This is a genomic window from Micromonospora sp. NPDC048871 (assembly GCF_043198155.1).
GTDB lineage: Bacteria > Actinomycetota > Actinomycetes > Mycobacteriales > Micromonosporaceae > Micromonospora.
Genome location: NZ_JBICUM010000002.1, coordinates 132,450 through 155,797, shown reverse-complemented (window position 1 = coordinate 155,797; position 23,348 = coordinate 132,450). Strand labels below are relative to the sequence as shown.

General features: G+C 72.1%; 22 protein-coding genes and 1 riboswitch. Of the genes, 14 read left to right on the top strand and 8 right to left on the bottom strand.

From position 1 onward, the window contains the following. The first annotated feature begins 56 nt into the window (after positions 1-56). Positions 57-2,153 (top strand): amino acid transporter, encoded by a 2,097-nt coding sequence (locus ACGFIK_RS05330; RefSeq protein WP_327025389.1) that lies wholly within the window; start codon positions 57-59, stop codon positions 2,151-2,153. A 198-nt stretch (positions 2,154-2,351) separates the two neighbouring features. Beyond that, positions 2,352-3,944, top strand: a complete 1,593-nt coding sequence (locus ACGFIK_RS05325) for a hypothetical protein (RefSeq protein ID WP_393337830.1) — start codon at positions 2,352-2,354, stop codon at positions 3,942-3,944. 94 nt (positions 3,945-4,038) lie between these two features. On the opposite strand, the gene ACGFIK_RS05320 is transcribed toward ACGFIK_RS05325, so the two are convergent. From ACGFIK_RS05320 to ACGFIK_RS05300, 5 genes are all read right to left on the bottom strand, one after another. After that, positions 4,039-4,245: a hypothetical protein gene (locus tag ACGFIK_RS05320; protein WP_327025391.1), complete on the bottom strand. Its 207-nt coding sequence runs from the start codon at positions 4,243-4,245 to the stop codon at positions 4,039-4,041. A gap of 205 nt (positions 4,246-4,450) precedes the next feature. Beyond that, positions 4,451-5,308 (bottom strand): helix-hairpin-helix domain-containing protein, encoded by an 858-nt coding sequence (locus tag ACGFIK_RS05315; protein ID WP_327025392.1) that lies wholly within the window; start codon positions 5,306-5,308, stop codon positions 4,451-4,453. A 217-nt stretch (positions 5,309-5,525) separates the two neighbouring features. Beyond that, positions 5,526-6,875 (bottom strand): FAD-dependent monooxygenase, encoded by a 1,350-nt coding sequence (locus ACGFIK_RS05310; protein ID WP_327025393.1) that lies wholly within the window; start codon positions 6,873-6,875, stop codon positions 5,526-5,528. A 12-nt stretch (positions 6,876-6,887) separates the two neighbouring features. Then, entirely contained in the window at positions 6,888-7,238 is a 351-nt protein-coding gene (locus ACGFIK_RS05305) for a TcmI family type II polyketide cyclase (protein ID WP_327025394.1), read from the bottom strand. A 123-nt stretch (positions 7,239-7,361) separates the two neighbouring features. Further along, complete coding sequence (locus ACGFIK_RS05300) at positions 7,362-8,168, bottom strand: BTAD domain-containing putative transcriptional regulator (protein ID WP_327025395.1); 807 nt, start codon at positions 8,166-8,168, stop codon at positions 7,362-7,364. 383 nt (positions 8,169-8,551) lie between these two features. Between ACGFIK_RS05300 and ACGFIK_RS05295 the strand changes: the two genes are divergently transcribed. From ACGFIK_RS05295 to ACGFIK_RS05265, 7 genes are all read left to right on the top strand, one after another. Beyond that, positions 8,552-8,896, top strand: a complete 345-nt coding sequence (locus ACGFIK_RS05295; RefSeq protein WP_327025396.1) for a TcmI family type II polyketide cyclase — start codon at positions 8,552-8,554, stop codon at positions 8,894-8,896. Continuing rightward, positions 8,883-9,605, top strand: a complete 723-nt coding sequence (locus ACGFIK_RS05290) for an SRPBCC family protein (protein ID WP_327025397.1) — start codon at positions 8,883-8,885, stop codon at positions 9,603-9,605. Before ACGFIK_RS05295 ends, ACGFIK_RS05290 begins: the two co-directional genes overlap by 14 nt. Next, positions 9,598-9,996, top strand: coding sequence for a cupin domain-containing protein (locus ACGFIK_RS05285; protein ID WP_327025398.1), 399 nt, complete (start codon positions 9,598-9,600; stop codon positions 9,994-9,996). Before ACGFIK_RS05290 ends, ACGFIK_RS05285 begins: the two co-directional genes overlap by 8 nt. Next, positions 9,993-11,267 (top strand): beta-ketoacyl-[acyl-carrier-protein] synthase family protein, encoded by a 1,275-nt coding sequence (locus tag ACGFIK_RS05280; protein ID WP_327025399.1) that lies wholly within the window; start codon positions 9,993-9,995, stop codon positions 11,265-11,267. The genes ACGFIK_RS05285 and ACGFIK_RS05280 overlap by 4 nt, the downstream gene beginning before the upstream one ends. After that, positions 11,264-12,520, top strand: coding sequence for a beta-ketoacyl synthase N-terminal-like domain-containing protein (locus ACGFIK_RS05275; protein WP_393337823.1), 1,257 nt, complete (start codon positions 11,264-11,266; stop codon positions 12,518-12,520). Before ACGFIK_RS05280 ends, ACGFIK_RS05275 begins: the two co-directional genes overlap by 4 nt. Further along, positions 12,517-12,834: an antibiotic biosynthesis monooxygenase family protein gene (locus ACGFIK_RS05270; RefSeq protein ID WP_327025401.1), complete on the top strand. Its 318-nt coding sequence runs from the start codon at positions 12,517-12,519 to the stop codon at positions 12,832-12,834. The genes ACGFIK_RS05275 and ACGFIK_RS05270 overlap by 4 nt, the downstream gene beginning before the upstream one ends. A 143-nt stretch (positions 12,835-12,977) precedes the next feature. Next, positions 12,978-13,238 carry a hypothetical protein gene (locus tag ACGFIK_RS05265; protein ID WP_013734497.1) on the top strand — a complete coding sequence of 87 codons (261 nt, stop codon included), beginning with the start codon at positions 12,978-12,980 and terminating at the stop codon, positions 13,236-13,238. A gap of 85 nt (positions 13,239-13,323) precedes the next feature. Here the strand turns inward: ACGFIK_RS05265 and ACGFIK_RS05260 are convergent, their stop codons facing one another. Continuing rightward, positions 13,324-14,760: a glycine hydroxymethyltransferase gene (locus ACGFIK_RS05260; protein WP_393337819.1), complete on the bottom strand. Its 1,437-nt coding sequence runs from the start codon at positions 14,758-14,760 to the stop codon at positions 13,324-13,326. A gap of 19 nt (positions 14,761-14,779) precedes the next feature. Then, positions 14,780-14,869: riboswitch (ZMP/ZTP riboswitch) on the bottom strand. 66 nt (positions 14,870-14,935) lie between these two features. After that, entirely contained in the window at positions 14,936-16,411 is a 1,476-nt protein-coding gene (locus ACGFIK_RS05255) for a S8 family serine peptidase (RefSeq protein WP_393337816.1), read from the bottom strand. A gap of 176 nt (positions 16,412-16,587) precedes the next feature. Here ACGFIK_RS05255 and ACGFIK_RS05250 point away from each other — a divergent pair, with 176 nt between their 5' ends. Continuing rightward, a complete protein-coding gene (locus ACGFIK_RS05250; protein ID WP_327025404.1) occupies positions 16,588-17,559 on the top strand; it encodes a DNA primase small subunit domain-containing protein in 972 nt (323 codons plus the stop codon). Position 17,560: 1 nt separating this feature from the next. On the opposite strand, the gene ACGFIK_RS05245 is transcribed toward ACGFIK_RS05250, so the two are convergent. Beyond that, complete coding sequence (locus ACGFIK_RS05245) at positions 17,561-18,064, bottom strand: Lrp/AsnC family transcriptional regulator (protein ID WP_393337812.1); 504 nt, start codon at positions 18,062-18,064, stop codon at positions 17,561-17,563. A gap of 104 nt (positions 18,065-18,168) precedes the next feature. Here ACGFIK_RS05245 and pdhA point away from each other — a divergent pair, with 104 nt between their 5' ends. The 4 genes from pdhA (at position 18,169) to ACGFIK_RS05225 (ending at position 23,336) form a co-directional block, all read left to right on the top strand. Next, complete coding sequence (gene pdhA / locus ACGFIK_RS05240) at positions 18,169-19,335, top strand: pyruvate dehydrogenase (acetyl-transferring) E1 component subunit alpha (protein ID WP_393337809.1); 1,167 nt, start codon at positions 18,169-18,171, stop codon at positions 19,333-19,335. After that, entirely contained in the window at positions 19,335-20,351 is a 1,017-nt protein-coding gene (locus ACGFIK_RS05235) for an alpha-ketoacid dehydrogenase subunit beta (protein ID WP_393337806.1), read from the top strand. Before pdhA ends, ACGFIK_RS05235 begins: the two co-directional genes overlap by 1 nt. Further along, positions 20,348-21,814 carry a dihydrolipoamide acetyltransferase family protein gene (locus tag ACGFIK_RS05230; protein WP_393337803.1) on the top strand — a complete coding sequence of 489 codons (1,467 nt, stop codon included), beginning with the start codon at positions 20,348-20,350 and terminating at the stop codon, positions 21,812-21,814. The genes ACGFIK_RS05235 and ACGFIK_RS05230 overlap by 4 nt, the downstream gene beginning before the upstream one ends. A 262-nt stretch (positions 21,815-22,076) precedes the next feature. Continuing rightward, a complete protein-coding gene (locus tag ACGFIK_RS05225; RefSeq protein WP_327025408.1) occupies positions 22,077-23,336 on the top strand; it encodes an Ig-like domain-containing protein in 1,260 nt (419 codons plus the stop codon). Positions 23,337-23,348 lie beyond the last annotated feature (12 nt).

The window sequence follows — 23,348 nt, the reverse complement described above, 5'->3', positions numbered from 1 at the left end:
GTGGTCGACGACCGCCTACGGTCGGGGCAGCGAGTGGGGAGAGGGCGGGCGGGGCCATGGGGGACGGGAGCAGAGGGCGGGGTGGCCGGGAACGTCGGGGCAGGGCCGCCGCCGGCACCCCTGAGCCCGCCCTGCGGGCCGCCCGCGACCCGACCCGACCGGGGGAGGGGGCCGGGCGACGGGTAGCCGTGCCCGAGCAGGTGGCGATCCGCCAGCCCGGTTCCGCCGTGCCGCAGAGCCGGTTGCGTCGCTGGCTGCTCGTGCACCGGGTGCAGCCGATCGGCCCGGAGACCGCCGAGGGGCAGGCCCGGGCGCACTCCTGGTGGCGGGTGATGTGCCTGACCGGGGTCGACTACTTCTCCACCCTGTCGTACCTGCCCGGCATCGCGGTGCTGGCCGCCGGGGCGCTGTCCCCGGTGGCGACCCTGCTGATCGTGGCGCTGACCCTGTTCGGCATGCTGCCGATGTACCGCCGGGTGGCCGGGGACAGCCCGCACGGCCAGGGCTCGGTGGCCATGCTGGAACGGTTGCTGCCGTTCTGGCGGGGCAAGATCTTCGTACTGGTCCTGCTCGGCTTCGTGGCCACCTCGTGGATCATCACGATCACCCTCTCCTCGGCCGACGCCACCGTGCACATGCTGCAGAACCCCTACCTGCCGGAGGCCTTCAGCGGCAGCACGGTCGCGGTCGTGGTGACCGTGGTGCTGCTGCTGATCCTGGGCGGGGTGTTCCTGCTCGGCTTCCGGGAGGCGGTGGCGGTCGCCGTACCCCTGGTCGCGGTCTTCCTGGCGCTGAACGCGGTGATCGTGGTCGTCAGCCTGGGCGAGATCGCCGCAGATCCCCAGGTGCTGACCGAGTGGACCGGGGCGGTGTCCGCCGGGGGTGGCCCGGGCCAGGTCCTGTTGACCGCGGCGTTGGCGTTTCCGCTGCTGGTGCTGGGGCTCTCCGGCTTCGAGACCGGGGTGAGCATGATGCCCCTGGTCGCCGGGGAGGGGCCGGACCCGGCGGCCCGGCTGGCCGCCCGGATCCGCAACACCCGGCGCCTGCTCACCGCCGCCGCCCTGATCATGTCGGTGTATCTGCTGTCGACCACCTTCGTCACCACCCTGCTGATCCCACCCGAGGAGTTCGCGCCGGGCGGGGCCGCCAACGGGCGGGCGCTGGCCTACCTGGCCCACGAGCAGGTCGGGGAGGCCTTCGGCACGGTGTACGACCTCAGCAGCGTGCTGATCCTGTGGTTCGCCGGGGCCTCGGCGATGGCCGGCCTGATCAACATCGTGCCGCGCTATCTGCCGTCGTACGGGATGGCTCCGGACTGGGCCCGGGCGGTCCGGCCGGTGGTCATCGTCTACACCCTGATCTGCATCGGCCTGACGGTCGTCTTCCGGGCCGACGTGGACGCCCAGGCGGGGGCGTACGCCACCGGGATCCTGGCCATGATGGTCTCCGCCGCGGTGGCGGTGGCGATCGCCGCGGTCGGTCGCCGACAGCGGGCCGTCGCCGTCGGCTTCACCCTGCTCACCCTGGTCCTGCTGTACGCGCTGGCCGAGAACGTGCTGACCAAGCCGGACGGGATCGCCATCTCGGGGCTGTTCATCCTCGGCATCATCGCGGTGTCCCTGGTGTCGCGGGTCAGCCGGACCACGGAGCTGCGGGCGGAGCGGGTGGAGTTCGACGAGGCGGCGCGGCGGTTCATCGCCGACTCGGTGGCCAACGACGGTCGGCTGCACGTGATCGCCCACAAGCGGCGCAGCGGGGCGGTCAAGGAGTACACCATCAAGGAGCGGGCCCAGCGGGGGCAGAACCCGGTGCCGGGCGCCACCGACGTGCTGTTCCTGGAGATCGACGTGGTGGACCCCTCCGATTTCCGGCACGTACTGCGGGTGCGGGGGGTCGAGGTGGGTGGCTACCGGGTGCTGCGCGCCGGCAGCCCGGCGGTGCCCAACGCCATCGCCGCGATCCTGCTGGCGCTGCGCGACGCCACCGGGGTACGCCCGCACGCGCACTTCGAGTGGTCCGAGGGCAATCCGATCGCCCACCTGCTGCGGTATCTGATTCTGGGGCGCGGGGACACCCCGCCGGTGGTCCGGGAGATCCTGCGCAAGTCCGAGCCGGACCCGGCGCGCCGCCCCGGCATCCACGTCGGCGGTTGACCGGCTGGTCCAGCTCGGTGACCGGCCGGGTCCGGGCCGATGACGGCGGATATGAAGACGAAAGGAGTACTTATTCACCTATGCCGGATTTCGACCCTTTGGGGTCGTACGTTGCCTCTGGTGGCTGTCGCGAGGTCAGCCGCTCCGCGCCCGATTCGGTGCGGCCTCTGTTTCGCACACACGAGAGGCAGGAACCTCATGTCCACGTACCTTGGGGGCCGACAACCGGCCCGCCGCGGGCGGCGATCGCACTGGTCCCTGGTCGGTGGGCTGGCCGCCGGCAGCCTGGTGGCCGCGGTGGCGGGCCTCAGCGGCGCCGCCGCCTCGCCCCCCGACCGGCCCCTACCGGCCCCGGACCTGGCCCTACCGGCCGCCCTGTCGACCGACCAGGGGCCGCACCGGGACTCCGAACCGGTCGACCAGGGGCCGCACCGGGACACCGAACCGGCCGAGCGGGGAGGCAGGTGGCAGCGCCCGGACAACGCCTCCCCCGGAGGCCGGAACGAGGATCCCAGCGCCCGGCCACCCGCCGCCAACGGACGGCCCGCGCGGCACAAGCCGGTGCAGGTGCCCTGTGACTCCGCCCGGCTGATCGCCGCCCTGGTCCGGGTCAACGCCGAGGGGGGCGGCCTGCTGCGGCTGACCGAGCGGTGCACCTACACCCTGACCCACGCCTTCGCGCAGCCCGACGAGTACGACGGGGGGATCCGGGACGCCCGCGAGGCGGCCGACGCCGCGGAGAACCCCGGCGACGCCGAGGCCCCGCCCCGCAACCCGGCCCACGACACCGCCGGACTGCCGGTGATCTACCACGCGATCACCATCGAGGGCTCCGGGGCGACCATCACCCGGGGGGCCCAGGCGAAGGACTTCCGCTTCTTCACCGTCCGCGACGGCGGCGAACTCACCCTGCGCGACGTGACCTTGCTCAACGGCCGGTCCAAGGCGGAGGGGGGTGCCATCCACATCGTGCACGGTGCCACCGCCGTGGTCGAAGGGGTCACGGTCGCCAACAGCACCTCCCTGTCGGCCGAGGGTGGCGGCGGGGGCATCTTCAACGACGGCAACCTGCGCATCAGCGACAGCACCCTGGTCGGCAACCGGGCCGCCGGCGCCCAGGGCAAGGGCGGGGGCCTGCTCAACGGTGGGGTGATGACCATGCACCGGACCGAGTTCCGGCGCAACAGCGCGGTCAGCTACGGCGGCGGACTGGCCAACTTCCGGGCCGCCGGGGACGTCTACTCCTCCACCTTCGTCCGCAACAACGCCGGCCAGGGCGGCGGGCTGGCCAGCTTCTCGGCGCGTACCAAGGTCTTCGACAGCCTGGTCGCCGGCAACAGCGCCGAGACCGGCGGCGGCCTGGCCAACTCCGACGCGGTGCTGGTGCTCGGGCAACTGACCGTGCGGGACAACCTGGCCACCGTCGCCGGGGGTGGCATCTCCTCCGTGCAGGGGCTGCTGCCGATCGACGACAGCGTGATCACCGGGAACATCACCCGCGGCAACGGCGGCGGGGTCTACGCCGCCAAGTCCAACCTGCTGGTACGCGGCACGGAGGTCAGGGGCAACGAGGCGGTCGGCAAGAAGTCACAGGGTGCCGGCCTCTTCATCACGGCCGGCTCCGGCTCGGTGTACCGCAGCCTGCTGGTCGACAACCGGTCCACCGTCAAGGCCGGTGGCATCCTGGCCGAGCGGGCCCGGATCAAGATCGACGATGACAGTGTCATCGTTGAGAACGGCCCCACCAACTGCCTGGGCAGCAAGGTTCTCGTAACGTCCTGCTTCCGCTGAGCGCCACCCACGACGACGCTGCGCCCGGCCTCCCGCCGCTCCGATCCGTGACGATCGGAGGGTACGAGGCCGGACGCGGCGTCGTCGTATCCGGTCACTGCGAGGGCTCGGGCAACTCGCAGTCGACCTTCGGGTTGGCACCTACGTAGTTCAGCGGACCGGCGGCGATGGTCACCAGGATGGTGCCGACCTCGGCGCAGTTGGTCTCCTCGTCGCTGTAGTAGCCGCGCTGACCGGCCGCGATCGCACCGATGACGAGCCAGATCACCACGAGGACTCCGAATATCGACGTGCCGCGCATGACTTCCTCCACGGTCGGGGGTGATGGCCAGGGTGTCGGCCCATGTACCCAACCGCGCTCTCCGGCTAACGAGGGCGGGCCGCGACCACCACGTCGAGGCCAGCGTCGGTACGCGAAAAGCCGGTGCGGCGGCGCCGTGATTCAGCGCCGCCGCACCGGCGGTGTGGTCCTTCTTCCCGGGCGGAACGCCGGGCAGCGGGTGCCCTCAGGCGGTCGGCTCGGACTGGCCGGCCAGGATCTTCGCCTGCTGGGGCCAGGTGGGCAGGCTTGCGGTGGCCCGCAGCCCGGCCCCCTTGATGGTGTTCCGCAGCGTGTCCTCGTCCAACTCCGCCAACTGCCGGTAGGTCCGGATGCCCGCGTCGTGCAGGGCGGCGGCCATCTTCGGCCCGACCCCCTGGATGCGCCGGAAGTCGTCCCCGGCCACCGGTGCCGCGGCCTCAGGGCTCGGGCTGCTGGCCTTGGTGGCGGCCTTGCGCCGCTGCGGCGGGGCGGCCACGGCGGTGCTGACCGCCGGGGCGGCCGACTCCGTGCCGTCCGTGCTGGCGAGAGCCGGTTCGGGGGTGTCCGTGACGGTGACCGGTTCGGCGGTGTCCGTGGCCGGGGCCGGTTCCGGGGTGGCGGCGGATTCCGGGGTGTCCGTGACAGCGACCGGGTCGGGGGTGTCCTCGGTGGCGGCGGACTCCGGGGCATCCGTCGTGGCGCGGGGGGCCGGGATGTCGATCGTGGCGGTCGGCTCGGGGGCGTCGGTCGTGGCGATCGGCTCGGCGATCGTGGCCGTGCTGTCGGCCGGGGTGGCCTTCGAGTCGTCACTGGTCGCGGGGGAGGTGTCGGCCGCGGTGGTGGCCACCGGGTCGGCGGACACGCTGGGTGGTGGCTCCGACGACGCGAGCTGTCCGCTCGGGCTGGACTGCTCGGCCGCGGCAGGCTGGCCGGAGGCCGGGTCGGTCGTGGGGCTCGCCGAGGGGGGTTCGTCACGCCGGTTCCGCAGCACCACCCAACCCGCTGCCAGGCCGACCAGCAGCACCACGAGCAGTATCAGCCACCTGCCGAAGGAGTCGATCACGGCAAACCTCCCTGAAGTTCATGTCCGGATCGTCGCGAGAAAAACACGCCGAAGCTTCGCATACCAACGACGCGGGCGACAGGCAGGCCAGGTAACAGTCCGTATACCGGTCCACAGTGGGCTACCGGGGGTACCGAGGGAGGAACTGAGGGTGGAGAAGCGGTCGACCCCCGGTGCCCGTCCTCGGGCACCGGGGGTACGTGTCGATGGGTAGCGCTCAGTCCTCCTCGCCGCGATAGCTGTAGAAGTCGTCGACGAACTTGCGTCGCAGCCGGGGCACCCGGCTGGTGACCCGGAAGTATCCCCGCGCGCCGAGCAGGGCCACCCGACCGAAGACCGGCTTGTACATCCGGTCGTCCCCGCTGGTGCCGCTGCGGGCCAGCGAGTCGGCCACCCGGGCGAAGCCGTACGGCACCATCACCGCCTCGTAGTCGGCCACCGCCTGGGTCAGGGACTTCTCCCCGGCGGCGGCCAGCATCAGTTGACGGCGCAGCAGGTTGGCGTCCCGCAGCGCGGTGTTGGCCCCCACCCCCCGGCCCGGGGTCATGGTGTGGATGGCATCTCCTAGCAGGGTCACCGTGCTGCTGTGCCAGGGCGGCACCGGTTCCGAGGTGGACACCCGGATCGGCAGAGCGCTGTCGGGGTCGGCCCGACTGAACAACTCGCGCAGGTGGGGATGCCAGTTGGTGGTCAGGTCCAGGGCCACCTGGATCAACTCCGACCCTCGGCGATCCAGCACGTCCTCCGGGAAGCGTCGGGCCGTGCTCCAGACCACCAGGTTGATGTTGTCCCGGGTGCTGTCGTGCCGCAGGCCGGGCCAGTCGGCCAGCAGCGCCGCCTCGGCCGGGTCGATCTCCGGCTTGAGTCGGCCCTCGGCGTCCCACTTGAACTCCATCACGTGCAGCACCCCCATCACCCCGCCGGAGCCGAAGATCAGGGTGATGCCCCGCTGTACCGCCGGGGACAGCAGGGCCCGGGTGTCCTCCGTCAGCGGGATCCGGGTGGCGATGTTGATGGTGCCGGCGTCCCGGATCACCGCGTGCGGCAGGTACTGCCGGCGTACCGCGGAATGGGTGCCGTCCGCGGCCACCAGCAGGTCACCGGTGGCGCTGCCGCCGTCGGCGAAGTGGGCGGTGACCTGGCCGTCGTCGTGCTGGTCGTACCGGGTGAAGGTGCGGTCGAAACGCACCACGTCCTCCAGTCCGGTCAGCAGCACCTGGCGCAGGGTCATCCGCGCCACGGACCGTTCCGTGTCGACCGGATGGGTGTCCGGGCGCAGCGGGAAGGAGGCCGTGGGCCGCAACCGCTGGTCCACCACGTTGAAGTAGCGCGGGGACCGGGCGCAGGTGGCCAGGTAGACGGCGAACAGCTCCGGGGGCAGGCAGTCACGGAGCGATCGGCTGCCGGTAGGGCCGATCCCCACCCGGTAGCCGAGCAGCCCGTCCGCCCGGGTGCGGTGGCGCTCGTACACCTCGACGCTGATGCCGGCGCGACGGAGCCCGTGCGCCAGGCAGAGTCCGCCGGTGCCCGCCCCGATGATCAGGACATGCGGTGTCCGGTTGGTCATGGCGGCGCCCGGTCAGCTGGCCGGGCGGGGAGCCGGGACCTCCACGCTGTCCCAGCGGTAGAAGCAGTTGGCGATGGCGTCGCGGGGTGAGCGCCAGGTCGGCAGGTACGGCGAGGTGTGCGCGGACAGCCGCTCGTTGACCTGGCGGAAGAGGGGGTGGTTGCGGGCCGCGGCCAGGGCGTCGGCCCCCACGTCGTCGGTCTCCATCAGGTGTACGCACAGGTCGTGCAGGCAGTACAGGGACCGATGGCGTATCCCGGTCAGGCCGGGCAGTTCGGTCGCGTCGGACTCGGTGAAGATCTGGGCCACCCGCCCCTCCGCGCCCGGGATTATCCTGCTGACGATAACGAGTCGACTGCTCATCGGTCCCCTCTCACCGGTGGTCGCGCACCGACCGCCTGGCCGGGCACAGCTGCCACATTGCCGGTGGGACTGTCACCTGGCCGTCAACGCCGACGGTCGATCCGGTGACGTCGGGCCATCTGATCAGCCACCCCGGCGGGTCGGCCGGATGGCCGGGTGCCGGCAGGGCCCCGAGGCCGCCTGACTGGCCCGCCGGATCGGTTCCAGGGTCTCGTCGAGCAGGGCGCTCATCGCCGGGGAGGGCTCCAGCCGCAGCTCGCGCAGCAGCAGGTCCCGGTAGACGTAGTAGGCGTGCACCGCCTCGAAGGCGTTGCCCTCGGCCAGGTGGATCCGCACGATGAGCCGGTGCGGGGTCTCCCGCAAGGGCTCCGCGGCCATCGCCTCCAGGGCCGCGTCCAGCGCCTCCCCGTGTCGTCCGGCCCGCAGGTGGTGGCCGGCCACCTGCTCCAGCATGTGCAGTCTGAGTTGGCGCAACCGTTCCCGGTCGGTCGACACCCAGTCGTCGTACCAGCCGGGCAGCAGGTCGTGCCGGCCGGCGGCGAGACTGTCCGCCGCGTCGGTCGGGGTCTGTCCGTCGCGTACCCGGGCGGCGACGTCGACCAGTCGGTCGACATCGACCTGTACGGCCGGATCGAGACGCACCGTGTCCGCGCTGGTGGTCAACGGGCAGTACGGGTCCTGGCGCAGTCGCCACAGCGCGGTGCGCAACGAGGACAGGGCCCGCTCCTCCGTGTTCTCCGGCCACAGCAGACCGGCCAGATGGGTGCGGGTCGTGGCGGGGCGCAGCCCGATCAGCGCGATCACCCGTTGCAGGCCACGCGGCACCACCACCGGGGACCCGTCGTGGGTCAGCCGGAAACCGCCGAGCAGATGCAGTCGGATCTGCGCGTTCCGGGGCTTCCCGGTGGTCGGCGTGGGCGATTCGGCCACGGGCACCCCCTGCACAACGGGTGGTCTGCGGGTCTGGCCGTTGCCCCGGCGTGGCCGCCGCGACGCCACTGTCGACTGCGAACATCGCGCCACGGGCCTGCGCGAAGCCGGGTCGGACCGTCGTGAAGGCTATCAATAGTGGTTACTCTGGGTCAATGACTGTGTCGGTCGGGCAACTCATGGGTCGTCTCTGAGAATGGCTCTGAACTGGCAAATCGCAGAGATCTTCGGGCTGAGGCTGCACAGTCAGGGCCATCGGATGCGTCAACGCAGCGTCACGAAGGCCGGGGTCGGTGGGGGGTGCCGTTGACGCCGGGGTGACGGCCTGATCCGCAAGGTGTGCCCAGTCGACCGGGACACCGGGCGGTGGGGGAGGAGCCGACATGGACCGAACGCTGATCGTGGCGAAGGTGGTCCCGACCGCCGAGAAACTGGTCGCCGAGATCTTCGCCGAATCCGACACGACCGAACTGCCCCACCTCGTCGGGGTCTCACACCGGTCGCTGTACCGGCTGCACGACCTGTACGTGCACCTGTTGGAGACCGACACGCCGGGCGACGGCGCGGTCGAGGCGGCCCGGGAGCATCCGGAGTTCCTCCGGATCAGCACCCGACTGCGCCCGTACGTCACGCCGTACCTGCCGGACTGGCGTTCGCCTCGGGACGCGATGGCCCGCTGCTTCTACCGCTTCGACGCCGAACCGAGGAGGGACCATGACCGTCACTGATGGCGGCTCGCTGACCGAGGAGATCACCGACATCCTGGTGACCAACTGCGGGCTGGATCCGGCGGCGGCCGCCCGTGAGCCGGCCGCCTCCCTGGAGGAACTGGGGATGGACTCCCTCGCGTTGCTGGAACTGACCGCCGTCGTCGCCGACCGGTGGCGGGTACGCATCCCCGAGCAGGCCGCCCGGCTGAGTATTCCGGCCGTGGCCGACCTGGTCTCCCGGGGCACCGCCCCGCCCGGGCACACCGAGAACAGCATCGTCATCGCCGCCCCCCTGGAGCTGGTCTGGTCCGTCACCAACGACGTGGCCGGCTGGCCCGACCTGTTCACCGAGTACGCCCGGGCCGAGATCCTCGGCACCGAGGGCGACACCGTGCGGTTCCGGCTGACCATGCACCCCGACGAGAACGGGGTGGCCTGGAGTTGGGTCAGCGAACGCACCCCCGACCGGGCCACCCGGCAGGTGCGGGCCCAGCGGGTGGAGACCGGCCCCTTCGAGTACATGCGCATCCACTGGATCTACACCGAGGAACCGCAGGGGGTACGGATGACCTGGGTGCAGGACTTCGCGATGAAGCCGACCGCGCCGCTGGACAACGCCGGGATGACCGAGCGGATCAACGCCAACAGCCAGGTGCAGCTCGCCGTCATCAAGGAGCGGATCGAACGGCTGGCCGAGGCCCGGTCCACGGGAGGCGACGATGCGTGACCTGGCCCTGGTGGCCGCGCGGGACGTGCCCGCGGACCGCCGTCGCGGTGGCGAACTGCGGGTGCTGCTGGGCCCGCGTACGGTCGGGGCCACCTCCGGCTTCATGGGGGTGGCGAGCATGGCGCCGGGGGAGCGGATAGCGGAGCACTACCACCCGTACAGCGAGGAGTTCCTCTATGTCGTCCGGGGTGCGATCACGGTCGACCTCGACGACGAACCGGTAACCCTGACCGCCGGTGAGGCCCTGTTCGTGGCCCGCAACGTCCGTCACCGGCTGCGCAACACCGGTGACCTCCCCGCCGAGGTGGTCTTCCACCTGGGCCCCTTGGCCCCCCGCCCGGAACTCGGCCATGTCGACACCGAGCTGGTCGAGCAGCGGGACGGGTCGTGACCGGCCGGCAGACCGTGGTGACCGGGATCGGGGTGGTGGCCCCCGGCGGGGTGACCCGGGACCGGTTCTGGAAGACCATCACCGAGGGGCGCACCGCCACCCGCCGGATCAGCTTCTTCGACCCGACCCCCTTCCGCTCGCAGATCGCCGCCGAGTGCGACTTCGATCCGGACGCCGCCGGACTCACCCTGGCCCAGCGGGGACGCGCCGACCGGTACGTGCAGTTCGCGCTGGCCTGCGCCGCCGAGGGGGTCGCCGACAGCGGCCTGACCCTCACCGACGCCGAGCGGAACCGGGCCGGGGTGGTCCTCGGCACCGCCGTCGGCGGCACCATGGCCCTGGAACAGGAGTACGTGACCGTCAGCGACAGCGGTCGACACTGGCTGGTCGACGCCGCCCTCGGCGGCCCGTACCTGTACCAGGCGCTGGTGCCGAGCAGCCTGGCCGCCGACGTGGCCTGCGCCCACGGCCTGCACGGCCCGGCCCAGGTGGTCTCCACCGGCTGCACCTCCGGCATCGACGCGATCGGCTACGCCCACCAGTTGATCGTCGACGGGGAGGCGGACATCGTGCTGGCCGGCGCCGCCGACTCGCCCATCTCCCCGGTCACCGTGGCCTCCTTCGACGCCATCGGGGCCACCAGCCCGGACAACGACGACCCGGCGCACGCCTCCCGGCCCTTCGACGCCGACCGGCACGGCTTCGTGCTGGCCGAGGGGGCCGCCGTGCTGGTGTTGGAGGAGGCCGGGCACGCCCGGCGCCGCGGCGCGCACATCTACTGCGAGGTGGCCGGCTACGCCAGCCGCAGCAACGGGTACCACATGACCGGGCTGCGTCCCGACGGGGTGGAGATGGCCCTGGCCATCGGTGACACCCTGCGTCAGGCCGCGATCGCCCCCCAGGAGGTCTCCTACATCAGCGCGCACGGCTCCGGCACCCGGCAGAACGACCGGCACGAGACGGCCGCCTTCAAACGGGCCCTGGGGTCGGCGGCGTACCGGGTGCCGATCAGCTCCATCAAGTCGATGGTCGGACACTCCCTGGGTGCGATCGGCTCCATCGAGATGGCCGCCTGCGCCCTGGCCATCGAGTACGGAGTGGTGCCCCCCACCGCCAACTGGACCACCCGGGACCCGGAGTGCGACCTGGACTACGTGCCCAACGAGGCGCGGGAGGTGCCGGTGGAGGTGGCCCTGTCGGTCGGCAGCGGCTTCGGCGGGTTCCAGTCGGCGATGCTGTTCCGTCGGCTGGCCCGGCAGGGGACCCGGTGAGCGAGCAGCGTCGCCGGGCGGTGGTGACCGGCATCGGGGTGGTCGCCCCCAGCGGGATCGGCAAGCAGGCCCACTGGCGTACGGTGCTCTCCGGTCAACGGCGTACCGGCCCGATCACCCTGTTCGACGCCGCCGGGTATCCGACCCGACTGGCCGGTGAGGTGCCGGACTTCGAACCGGCCCGCTACATCGACAACCGGGTGCTGGTGCAGACCGACCGCTGGACCCACCTGGGATTCGTGGCCACCCGACTGGCCCTGGCGGACGCCGGCCTGCCCGAGCGTCCGCTGGACCCGTACGGCTGGGCGGTCACCCTGGCCAGTTCCTCCGGCGGGAACCTGTTCGGCCAGCGGGAGTTGCAGCGGCTCTGGTCCTCGCCGAGCCGCACGGTCGGGGCGTACCAGTCGATCGCCTGGTTCTACGCGGCCAGCGTGGGTCAACTGTCCATCGCGCACCAGGCCAAGGGGCCCTGCGGGGTGCTGGTGACCGAGTCGGCCGGCGGCCTGGACAGCCTGGCCCAGGCGGTACGCATCATCCGCCGGGGGGCCCGGGTGGTGCTGGCCGGGGCGACCGAATGCCCGCTCAGCCCGTACGCCCTGGCCTGCCAACTGCGCTCCGGCCTGCTCAGCGGGGCGGACGACCCGCGGCGGGCCTACCTGCCCTTCGACTCCGCGACCAGCGGCTACCTGCCCGCCGAGGGAGGGGCCGTCTTCGTCGTCGAGGAGTACGAGCACGCCCGGGCCCGGGGGGTGCGCGGCTACGCCGAGGTGACCGGCTGGGGTGCCACCCACGACGCGGCCCACACCACCGCCGACAGTGCCGGTGACCCCCACCAGTACGCCCGCGCCATGCGGCTGGCCCTGGGCCGGGCCGGGGTCGAGCCGCACGAGGTGGACCTGGTGGTGCCGGACGCCCTGGGGGTGGCCCGCTACGACCGGGCCGAGGCCACCGCGCTGCGCGCGGTCTTCACCGGTACGGCACCACCGGTCAGCACCCACAAGACCCTCACCGGGCGGGCCCACCAGGGCGGCTCGGCCCTGGACGTGGCCACCCTCCTGCTCGCCTTCGCCCAGGACACCCTGCCTCCCTCGGCCGGCCCGGAGCAGGTGGCCGAGGGCTGCGAACTGGACTTCCTGCGTGAGCCCCGTCGTCCCCGTACCCGGGTGGGCCTGGTCTGCGCGCGGGGCTTCGACGGTTTCAACAGCGCGCTGGTGCTGCGCGGCACCGGCCCGGCCGGAGAGGACCAACCATGACACGAGGACGGGTCGTCTTCCTCGTCCGGGTGCCCACCGAGCGCACCGAGGACTTCCTGCGGGCCTACGAGGGGGTACGGCACCTGGTCGCCGACGGGGTGCCGGGGCACCTGGTCGACCAGGTGTGCCGCTCGGCCACCGACCCGGAGCAGTGGCTGATCACCAGCGAGTGGGCCAGCCTGGCCGACTTCGAGGCCTGGGAACGCAGCCCGGAACACCGGGACCTGGTCCGGCCGATGCGCGAGTGCTTCACCGACGCCCGGTCCCTGCGGTTCCACGTCCACGCCCAGACCCCGGTCCCGACCGGAGGGTGAGCGGCCGGATTGGGAGTGTGCCGATGACGTCGACCGATCGGCCCAGCGGTCAGCGGGGTTCTCACCGGAGGACTGACGTAGCGCGTTCACCCGTTTGCAACCTGTGACGGCCCCCGTGTTCTGGTCCTGGATGGACAGTCATAATGGATCGCATGGTTGCCTGGGAGTACGCCTTGTTGGTCCGCCGCTATCAGGGGCAGGGCCGGAACTTTCACGTCACGTTCGTCTGGTACGGCCCCGACGGGTCACGCAAGGATGTCACCGCCTACGGTGACACCGCGGTCGCCCATCTCAACCGGGTAGGCCGGGAGGGCTGGGAACTCGTCACGGCCGCCGAGGACGTGAACAACGTGCAGGGCAGCACCGAGGTCCACCGCTACCACCTCAAGCGCCCGCTGAACTGAGCCGTGCCCGGTAAGCGGCAGGCGGCAGTGCAGAGCGGCCGGCCCGGCGCCGCAGGGCGCCGGACCGGCCGGGAAGATGTGTCGGTCAGCCCAGGTCGACGCCGGGGTACAGCGGGAAACCGGCGAGCAGGTCGCCGGCCTGCCGGCTGACCTTGTCCGCCAGGGCCGGGTCGAGGACGTACTTGGCCTTCGAGGCCGTGCCGTCCGGGTTGGCCCCGGCGCTGGTCTGGCTGAGCACGGTGTGGATCAGCTCGGCGGTGCCGTCCATCTCCGCGGTGCCCAGCCCACGGGTGGTCAGGGCCGGGGTGCCGATCCGGATGCCGGAGGTGTACCAGGCCCCGTTGGGGTCCTGCGGCACCGCGTTGCGGTTGGTGACGATGCCCGAGTCCAGCAGGGCCTGCTCGGCCTGCCGGCCGGTCAGGCCGTACCCGGTGACGTCGATGAGCACCAGGTGGTTGTCCGTGCCCCCGGTGACCAGCTTCGCGCCCCGGCGCAGCAGGCCCTCGGCCAGGGCCTGGGCGTTGTCGACGATGCGCTGGGCGTAGTCGGCGAAGTCGGGGCGGCGGGCCTCGGCCAGCGCGACCGCCTTGGCGGCCATCACGTGCGGCAGCGGGCCGCCGAGCACCATCGGGCAGCCCCGGTCCACCTGCTCGGCCAGTTCCGGGCCGCAGAGCACCATGCCACCGCGCGGACCCCGCAGCGACTTGTGGGTGGTGGTGGTGACGATGTGCGCGTGTGGCACCGGGTCGAAGTCACCGGTGAAGACCTTGCCCGCCACCAGGCCGGCGAAGTGGGCCATGTCGACCATGAAGGTGGCCCCGACGGAGTCGGCGATCTCCCGCATGATCCGGAAGTTGACCTTCCGGGGGTACGCCGAGTAGCCGGCCACCAGCACCAACGGCCGGAACTCCCGGGCTACCTCGGCGACCTTGTCGTAGTCGACCAGGCCGGTCGCCGGGTCGGTGCCGTAGCTGCGCTGGTCGAACATCTTGCCGGAGATGTTCGGGCGGAAGCCGTGGGTGAGGTGCCCACCGGCGTCCAGGGACATGCCGAGCATCCGCTGGTCGCCCAGCTCCCGGCGCAGGGCGAACCAGTCGGCCTCGGTGAGGTCGTTGACGTGCCGGGCCTGGGCCCGCTTCAGCGCGGGGGCCTCCACCCGGTCGGCCAGGATCGCCCAGAAAGCCACCAGGTTGGCGTCGATGCCCGAATGCGGCTGCACGTAGGCGTGCGCCGCGCCGAACAGCTCCCGGGCGTGCTCGGCGGCCAGCGCCTCGACCGTGTCGACGTTCTGGCAGCCGGCGTAGAACCGGCGGCCCACCGTGCCCTCGGCGTACTTGTCGCTGAACCAGTTGCCCATCGCCAGCAGGGTGGCCGGCGAGGCGTAGTTCTCGCTGGCGATCAGCTTGAGCGACTCGCGCTGGTCGGCCAGCTCCGCGCCGATCGCGTCGGCGACGCGCGGCTCCACGGAGCGGATGACCTCCAGGGCGCTGCGGAAGGCGGTGGACTCGGCGTTGGGCGACATGCGACCTCCTGACGACGGTGCGGAAGGCCCAGGCGCTCGGCGTGCGTCGTTGTGACGGGACCGCTTCCCGATGGTGCTCCATCCCCACGCGCCAGTCACGGCCCGCGCCGATCCTACCCGGTGCGGTGTCGGCCCTCGGTGGGGTCCGGTCCCGGGTGCGGCAGCCCGTCCGGGGTCACCGCACCGCCCGGTCGGCGTTGACCAGGCCGGCGCCGTGGAAGCCGTTGCGGGTACCGCCCTGGCAGGTGGCCGAGTAGTCGGCCGGGTTCGGCAGCAGCGGCACCGGGTCGTAGCGGCCCGCCGGGCAGGTCTGGGGCACGGCGGTGCGCTCCAGCAGCGCCGACAACTGCCCGGCATTCATGCCGGGGTGCACCGACCGGGCCAGGGCCGCCACCCCGGTGACATGCGGAGCGGACATCGAGGTGCCCTGCTTCCACCCCCAGCCGTCGGTCCGGGTCACCGTGTTGTAGGTGGTCGACAGGATGGCGTCCGTGGTGGTCGGGACCAGGCCCTGGGTACGGATCCGGCTGTCCCCGCCGGGGGCGGTCACATCGATGACCCCCTGGCCGTACGAGGAGTAGTAGCTCTTGGCTCCGGTCGGCCCGACCGCGGCGACGGTCACCACCCCCGGGGCCTGGGCGGGCAGCACGAGGCAGGCGCCGGTGATCTGGCGTACCTCCGGTATGCCGTTGTTCGGGCTGCCGGAGTCGACGAACCGGTGGGCCAGGTCGTAGTTGGCGTTGCCGGCGGAGGCCACATGCAGCACCCCCTTGCTCTGCGAGTAGCGCAGGGCCCGCTGCACGGCCTGCCACACCGGGCGCTGGCGGGGGTCGTTGCGGCAGTTCAGCTCCCACGGGTCCAGGTAGTAGCTGTTGTTGGTCAGCTGCATGCCCTGCTCGGCGGCCCACATGAAGCCGCAGACCGCGGCCTCCGGATAGATGTAGCCCTCGTTGTCGACGACCTTCACCGCGGCCACCTTGACCCCGGGGGCCACCCCGGTAACCCCTACCCCGTTGCGGGCGGCGGCGATGATCCCGGCCACATGGGTGCCGTGGTCGGAGGTGGTGGGATTCCAGGCCGCCTCGCTGGGGTCGGCCACCCCACCGAGGCAGGAGACGCTCTTGTCCCGGGCGATCTGGGTGGCCAGGTCGGGGTGGCTGCTGGAGATGCCGCTGTCCAACACCCCCACCACCACCTCGGCGCTGCCGGTGGTGACCGTGTGGGCCCGCGGCAGGTCGATCATCGGCATGGCCCACTGCCGGTCGAAGAGGGGCTCGGCGTCCGGGTCGGCCGTCGGGGCCGCCGCCTCGGCCTCGGTCAGCTCCACGGTGTGGCCCTCGTCCAGGACGGTGCCCAGCCCGGCGGTGGGGGCCACGGACTCGATCCCCGCCCCGGCGGCCTGGGTGACGAAGTCACGGTTGGCCGAGCGGACGATCAGCACCCCGATCTGCCGGTAGTCGGCCACCACCCGCCCGTCGGCGGCGGCCACCCGCGCCAGCGCCCGGTCGACTGTGCCGCCCTGGGGTGCGAGCACCAGGTAGGTGGCCTCAGGGCCGGTGGCGGAGGCGGTGGCCGTGCCGGTGGCGGTGCCGGTGAGACCGACACCGAGGGCCACGGCGGCCGCCACGGCGAGGGCCGTACGACGGAGCATGTTCACTCCCCTCCCCAGGGTGTTACCCGCCGGGCGGGCTCCTGGCGGGAGGCGGCCCGGCGGTGGCGGACGGCGTGCCCGCCCTTCAAGACCACAAGCGTCCTGTCGATTTGTGGCGTTACAGCCCAGGTGCTGTTGCGCCGCATCCGGCCGACACCGCCCCTAGGGTGAGGTCCATGACACGCGCGGCCGAGGAGATCCAGGTGGGGCGGCGGGTGGTGCGCGTCTCCAGCCCGGACAAGCCGTACTTCCCGGAGCAGGGCCTGACCAAGCTGGACGTGGTGCGCTACTTCCTGGCCGTGGGTGAGGGCATCCTGCGGGCGTTGCGGGACCGGCCGACCATGCTGGAACGGTGGCCCCGGGGGGTGTTCGAGGGGGCGACCGTCGCCACCCGGCAGAGCAACCGGGGGGACGCCTTCTATCAGAAGCGGGTGCCCGCCGGGGCGCCCGACTGGGTGGGCACCGCCCATCTGACCTTCCCCAGCGGCCGGACCGCGGACGAGGTGGCACCGGGGGAGTTGGCCGTGGTGATCTGGGCGGTCAACCTGGGCACCCTGCGGTTCCATCCGTGGCCGGTGACCCGCGCCGACGTCGAGCGACCCGACCAGTTGCGCATCGACCTGGACCCGATGCCCGGGATCGGGTTCGACCAGGTGGTGCCGGTGGCCCAGGAGGTACGCGCCTTCCTGGAAGAGTTGGGCCTGGTCGGCTACCCCAAGACCACCGGCGGGCGTGGCCTGCACGTCTACCTCTCCATCGAACCCCGGTGGAGCTTCGGCGACTGCCGACGAGCCGTGCTGGCGCTGGGCCGGGAGATGCAGCGCCGCCGCCCCGACCTGGTCACCACCACCTGGTGGCGGGAGCAGCGGGACCGGCCGATCTTCATCGACTTCAACCAGATGGCCCGGGATCACACCATGACCTCGGCGTACTCGATCCGGCCCACCGCGGCAGCCCTGGTGTCCGCGCCGCTGGACTGGGCCGAGTTGGACCAGGTCCGGCCGGAGGACTTCGACGTGCTGAGCATGCCGGGCCGGTTCGCCGAACGCGGCGACCCGCACGCCGGGTTGGACGGCCGGCGATTCGGTCTGGAACCCCTGCTGGAACTGGCCGACCGGGAAGGGCTGGCGGCGCCACCGCAGCGGTGAGCTACGACCAGGGGCTGTTGACCCCGGCGTACTCCTCGAAGACCAGCCAGCTGCGGGTGGACAGCACCCCGGAGATGCGCTGCACCCGGTCCAGCACCACGTCCCGCAGGGTGGCGTTGTCCGGCGCACGGACCAGGGCCAGCACGTCGTGCTCGCCGCTGAGCAGCGCCACATGCTCGACGTAGCGCACCCGGGCCAGCTCCGCGGAGACCTCCCGCCAGGTGTTCTGCCGGATGGTCAGGGCGATGTACGCCGAGGTGCCCAACCCGGCCGGTTCGGGGGCTACCCGAGCGGTGAACCCGGTGATCACCCCGTCCCGGACCAGCCGCTCCACCCGGGCGTACGCGTTGGTCCGGGACACATGCACCCGCTCGGCCAGGGTACGGATGGAGATCCGCCCGTCGCGGGTCAGTTCGTCCAGCAGCCGACGGTCCACCTCGTCCAGTTGTGCCGAACGTCCCGTGGCGCTCGTCACGGCCGGGCCCTTGACGGTCTCCTGGCCCACACCAGCCTCCCTGAGGTGCCAATCATCCCGCGTTCTCCGGGGATCTTGAGTCAATCATCCGACCACAGGAGCATAGGGCCACCACATGTCCAGGAGGTTCCGCCGTGACGACGACCCCCCAGACGGCGCGCAGGGCATCCCCGCGAAAGCGCCGGCCGGCCACCCCGGCCGCACCGGACCCGTCCGCCGGCCTGATTCCGCAGGCCGAACCGGTCCGGCTGCTGAACTCCGACGGCACCCCGCTGCCGGCCCACCCCGACTATCCCGAGCCGCCCGTCGAGGCGCTGCGCGAGATGTATCGGCGGATGGTGATCGGCCGACGCTTCGACGCGCAGGCCACCGCGCTGACCAAGCAGGGCCGGCTGGCCGTCTACCCCTCCTCCCGAGGTCAGGAGGCCTGCCAGGTCGGCGGGGTCCTCGCCCTGCGCGAGGACGACTGGGTGTTCCCCACCTACCGCGAGTCGATGGCGCTGACCGCCCGGGGCATCGACCCGGTCGAGGTGCTCACCCTGCTGCGCGGCGACTGGCACTGCGGGTACGACCCCACCGTGGTGCGTACCGCCCCGCAGTGCACCCCCCTGGCCACCCAGTGCGTGCACGCCGCCGGCCTGGCCTACGGCGAGTCGTACCAGGGTCGCGACACGGTAGCGTTCGTCTACATCGGTGACGGCGCCACCAGCGAGGGCGACTTCCACGAGGGGGTCAACTTCGCCGCGGTGTTCAAGGCGCCGGTCGTCTACTTCGTGCAGAACAACCGGTACGCGATCAGTGTCCCGCTGTCCCGGCAGACCGCCGCCCCGACCCTGGCCTACAAGGGAGTCGGCTACGGGGTGCCGAGCGAGCAGGTCGACGGCAACGACCCGGTGGCGGTGCTGGCCGTGCTGAACCGGGCGGTCGCCCACGCCCGGGCCGGCAAGGGCCCGTACCTGGTGGAGGCGCACACCTACCGGATGGAGCCGCACACCAACGCCGACGACCAGACCCGCTACCGCGACGCCGAGGAGGTCGAGGCCTGGCGCGACCGGGACCCGATCGCCCGGCTGGAGAGCTACCTGCGCGCCCGGAAGGCGCTCGACGACGCCGCCGTCGCCGAGATCGCCGAGGAGGCCGAGGCGTACGCCGCACGGCTGCGCGAGCGGATGAACGCCCAGCCCACGGTCGACCCGCTGAGCCTCTTCGAGCACGTCTACGCCGAGCCCACCCCGCAGTTGGTGGAGCAGCGGGAACAGGTCCGCGCCGAGCTGGCCGCGAGCCAGGAGGAGGACGCCTGATGGCCACCATGACGATGGCGAAGGCCCTCAACGCCGCCCTGGCCGACGCGATGCTCGACGACGAGCGGGTAGTCGTCTTCGGCGAGGACGTCGGCCAGTTGGGCGGGGTCTTCCGGATCACCGACGGCCTCCAGGCCCGCTTCGGCGACAAGCGCTGCTTCGACACCCCGCTGGCCGAGGCCGGCATCGTCGGGTTCGCCGTCGGGCTGGCCATGTCCGGGCTGCGCCCGGTGGTCGAGATGCAGTTCGACGCCTTCGCCTACCCGGCCTTCGAGCAGATCGCCTCCCATGTGGCGAAGATGCGCAACCGCACCCGGGGGGCGCTCAGCGTGCCGATGGTCATCCGGGTGCCGTACGCCGGGGGTATCGGTGGGGTGGAGCACCACTGTGACTCCTCCGAGGCGTACTACGCCCACACCCCGGGCCTGAAGGTGATCACCCCGGCGACGGTCGCGGACGCGTACTCCCTGCTGCGGGAGGCGATCGACGACCCGGACCCGGTGGTCTTCATGGAGCCGAAGAAGCTCTACTTCGCCAGCGGCGAGGCGGACCTCTCGGCGCGTACCGAGCCCTTCGGTCGGGCGGTCGTCCGCCGGCCCGGCCGCGACGCCACCCTGGTCGCCTACGGCCCGGCGGTGCCGGTCGCCCTGGAGGCCGCCGAGGCCGCCAAGGAGGAGGGCTGGGACCTGGAGGTGGTCGACGTACGCACCATCGTGCCCTTCGACGACGCCACCATCGCCGCCTCGGTACGCCGGACCGGCCGGTGTGTGGTGGTGCAGGAGGCGCAGGGCTTCGCCGGGGTGGGCGCGGAGATCGCCGCCCGGGTGCAGGAGCGCTGCTTCCACGCCCTGCACGCGCCCGTGCTGCGGGTGTCCGGGCTGGACATCCCGTACCCCGCGCCGATGCTGGAGCACACCCACCTGCCCTCGGTCGACCGGGTGCTCGACGCCGTGGCCCGCCTGCAGTGGGACGACCAGCCGGACTCCCGGTGGCTGACCGACGGGGTGCCGGCATGAGCGACCAGGTCTTCCTTCTGCCCGACCTGGGGGAGGGGCTCTCCGAGGCGGAGATCGTGCAGTGGCGGGTAGCGGTCGGTGACGTGGTCACGGTCGACCAGACCGTGGTCGAGGTGGAGACCGCCAAGGCCGTCGTGGACGTGCCCTGCCCGTACGCCGGCCGGGTGGTGGCCCTGCACGGCGCGGAGGGCGAGGTACGCCCGGTCGGCCAGCCGCTGATCACCGTGGCGGCGGACGGCGCAGCTGAACCGGTCGGGCACGCCGTCTACCGGGAGGAGGAGCGGGCCGGTTCCGGCAACGTCCTCATCGGGTACGGCACCGGCCACGGCGGGGCCCGCCGCCGTCGGCGGGCCCGCCCTGTCGCGTCGCTGGCCTCGCCGGCTTCCGCCCCGGCTGCTTCGACTCCGGCCGCCCCGGCTCCGGCTGCTTCGGCCCCGGTGGCCCCGGCACCGGTTGCTCCGGCCCCGGCTGCGGTGGCCGCGCCCGTGCCGTCGCAGTCGGTCGCGGCCCTGGTCATCTCGCCGATCGTGCGTCGGCTGGCCCGCGAGCGCGGGGTGGACCTGGCCACGGTACGCGGCAGCGGGCCCGGCGGGGTGATCCGGCGGGCGGACGTGGAGGCGGCCGCCGACGCTGCGGCCTCGCCCATCGCCGCGGCCTCGCCCGTCGGCACGGCCTCGCCCGTCGGCACGGCCTCGCCCGTCGGCACGGCCTCGGCCACCGGCACCGGCGAGCAGCCGGCGGCGCACCTCGGGCTGTCCCCGACCGGCGCCGGGGACGTGGTCATCCCGCTGACCGGCATCCGCAAGGCGATCGCCGACAAGCTCTCCCGCAGCCGCCGGGAGATCCCCGAGGTGACCATCTGGGTGGACGCCGACGCTACCGCCCTGCTGGCGACCCGGGCCGCGATCAACGCCGCCCGCCCCGACCAGCCGGTGAGCATCCTGGCCCTGCTGGCCCGCATCTGCCTGTCCGGGCTGCGTCGGTACCCGCAGCTCAACGCCCGGGTGGACACCGAGGGCCAGCGGATCGTGCAGTCCGCCGGGGTGCATCTGGGCATCGCCGCCCAGACCGACCGTGGGCTGCTGGTCCCGGTGCTCCGCGATGCCGACCGGCTCACCACCGCCGAGTTGGCCGCCGAACTGGCCGCCACCACGAAGGCGGCCCGGGCCGGTGAACTGCCACCGGCCCGACTGACCGGCGGCACCTTCACCCTGAACAACTACGGGGTGTTCGGTGTCGACGGCTCCACGCCGATCATCAACCACCCGGAGGCGGCCTTGCTGGGGGTGGGCCGGATCATCGACAAGCCATGGGTGGTCGACGGTCAGCTGGCGGTACGCAAGGTCACCCAGCTCAGCCTCACCTTCGACCACCGGGTCTGTGACGGTGGGGTGGCCGGTGGGTTCCTGCGGCACGTCGCCGACTGTGTCGAGCGGCCGGAGTTGCTCATCGCCGCCGTCTGAGCCGCCCCGAACCTCGCGCCCGGCATCGGTACGGATGCCGGGCGCGTTCGGCGTCGGCACCGGCGTCCGGGCACGGGTGGGGACATTCCCCGCAGGCCACCCGTTGCCGCGCTGGCCGGTACTGCCGGGGCCGTTGCGGTCTGGAATTCGTAAAAGCGTCCTGGCCGCGCTTTTCGCCGCGCTTTTCTGAATGGCGAAAATGTCGCTTCCCCGTAGAGAGAATGTGGCAGAGGCCGCAGTGATAAACGGGGGGACGATCATCATGAGGTTCAGGCGGCGACTGACGCTTTTCGCGGTGACCGTCGCGGCGGCACCGCTGGCGTTGGGAGCATGTACCACTGACCGCAAGGCCGGCCAGCCCGCCGAGGCGCGAGCCAAACCGGAGGTGACCGTCACTCCGGCCGAGGGCGCCCGTGGGGTGCCGCTCAGCGGCGAGATCGGCACCGATGTCAAACACGGGCGGGTCACCTCCGTGCGCATCACCGACGACAAGGGCGGCACGGTGGAGGCCGAGCCCCGCGAGGACGGCACCGGATGGGTGCCGAACAAGGCGTTGGCACCCAAGCGCACCTACACCGCCGAGGTGGTGGTGACCGGTGACTCAGGGGACACGGTCACCCGCAAGACCACTTTCACCACCGGCGAGAAATCGTCGAAACCGGCCATCACCAGCGTGCTGTATTTCGCCGGAAATCGGACGTACGGCACGGCTATGCCGGTAACGGTGGCCTTCGACCCGCCAATTCCCAAAGAGGCGAGAGCGGATGTGCAGCGCCGATTGTTCGTGAAGACGGATCCGCCGCAGCCGGGCACCTGGTCCTGGGTTGCCGACGGTAGTCAGGTCTATTACCGGGCCCCCGACTTCTGGCGCCCCGGGACGACCATCAGCGTCCGGTCGGCCCTGGAGGGCCTGCCCATCGGCAAGGAACACGTCGGTGACACGGACAAGCGGGCCACCTCGAAGATCGGTCGGCAGGTCCAGTTGGAGATCGACAACGCGACCAAGCGGATGTCGGTCTTCCAGGACGGGAAACTGCTGCGCAAGCTGCCGGTCAGTCTCGGTAAGCCGAGCACCCCGACCTCCAGCGGCAAGATGGTGATCATGGAGAAGCACGACTTCACCACCTTCGACACCCGGGGTTCCGCCGACCCGTACGTCGTCGACGTGGAGGACGCGCAGCGACTCACCTGGGGCGGTGAGTTCATCCACGGCGCACCCTGGTCGGAGGGGGACCAGGGCAACACCAACGTGTCGCACGGCTGCACGAACCTGTCGGCGGCCAACGCCGACTGGCTGATGGGCGTCACCCAGGTCGGTGACCTGGTGACCGTCAAGGGCACCGAGGTCGAACTCGGCGAGGGCAACGGCTGGACCGCCTGGAACGTCAGCTGGGATCAGTTCGCCAAGGGCAGCGCCCTGCCGGTCCCGGCCGGGCTGCAACCCACCCCGACACAGGAGCCGGACCCGGGGGCGGTGGCCGGTGGCTCACCGGAGCCGGACCCGTCCTCCAGCGGCGGCTGAGAGGGACGCATC

Excerpts from the sequence above, each read along its gene's own strand:
- ACGFIK_RS05310 (WP_327025393.1), bottom strand. The coding sequence starts at position 6,875 with ATGACCAACCGGACACCGCATGTCCTGATCATCGGGGCGGGCACCGGC.
- ACGFIK_RS05230 (WP_393337803.1), top strand. The coding sequence starts at position 20,348 with ATGAGCGACCAGGTCTTCCTTCTGCCCGACCTGGGGGAGGGGCTCTCC.
- ACGFIK_RS05270 (WP_327025401.1), top strand. The coding sequence starts at position 12,517 with ATGACACGAGGACGGGTCGTCTTCCTCGTCCGGGTGCCCACCGAGCGC.
- ACGFIK_RS05250 (WP_327025404.1), top strand. The coding sequence starts at position 16,588 with ATGACACGCGCGGCCGAGGAGATCCAGGTGGGGCGGCGGGTGGTGCGC.
- ACGFIK_RS05305 (WP_327025394.1), bottom strand. The coding sequence starts at position 7,238 with ATGAGCAGTCGACTCGTTATCGTCAGCAGGATAATCCCGGGCGCGGAG.
- ACGFIK_RS05235 (WP_393337806.1), top strand. The coding sequence starts at position 19,335 with ATGGCCACCATGACGATGGCGAAGGCCCTCAACGCCGCCCTGGCCGAC.
- ACGFIK_RS05255 (WP_393337816.1), bottom strand. The coding sequence starts at position 16,411 with ATGCTCCGTCGTACGGCCCTCGCCGTGGCGGCCGCCGTGGCCCTCGGT.
- ACGFIK_RS05325 (WP_393337830.1), top strand. The coding sequence starts at position 2,352 with ATGTCCACGTACCTTGGGGGCCGACAACCGGCCCGCCGCGGGCGGCGA.
- ACGFIK_RS05285 (WP_327025398.1), top strand. The coding sequence starts at position 9,598 with ATGCGTGACCTGGCCCTGGTGGCCGCGCGGGACGTGCCCGCGGACCGC.
- ACGFIK_RS05330 (WP_327025389.1), top strand. The coding sequence starts at position 57 with ATGGGGGACGGGAGCAGAGGGCGGGGTGGCCGGGAACGTCGGGGCAGG.
- ACGFIK_RS05295 (WP_327025396.1), top strand. The coding sequence starts at position 8,552 with ATGGACCGAACGCTGATCGTGGCGAAGGTGGTCCCGACCGCCGAGAAA.
- ACGFIK_RS05225 (WP_327025408.1), top strand. The coding sequence starts at position 22,077 with ATGAGGTTCAGGCGGCGACTGACGCTTTTCGCGGTGACCGTCGCGGCG.
- ACGFIK_RS05320 (WP_327025391.1), bottom strand. The coding sequence starts at position 4,245 with ATGCGCGGCACGTCGATATTCGGAGTCCTCGTGGTGATCTGGCTCGTC.
- ACGFIK_RS05290 (WP_327025397.1), top strand. The coding sequence starts at position 8,883 with ATGACCGTCACTGATGGCGGCTCGCTGACCGAGGAGATCACCGACATC.
- ACGFIK_RS05265 (WP_013734497.1), top strand. The coding sequence starts at position 12,978 with ATGGATCGCATGGTTGCCTGGGAGTACGCCTTGTTGGTCCGCCGCTAT.
- ACGFIK_RS05260 (WP_393337819.1), bottom strand. The coding sequence starts at position 14,760 with ATGTCGCCCAACGCCGAGTCCACCGCCTTCCGCAGCGCCCTGGAGGTC.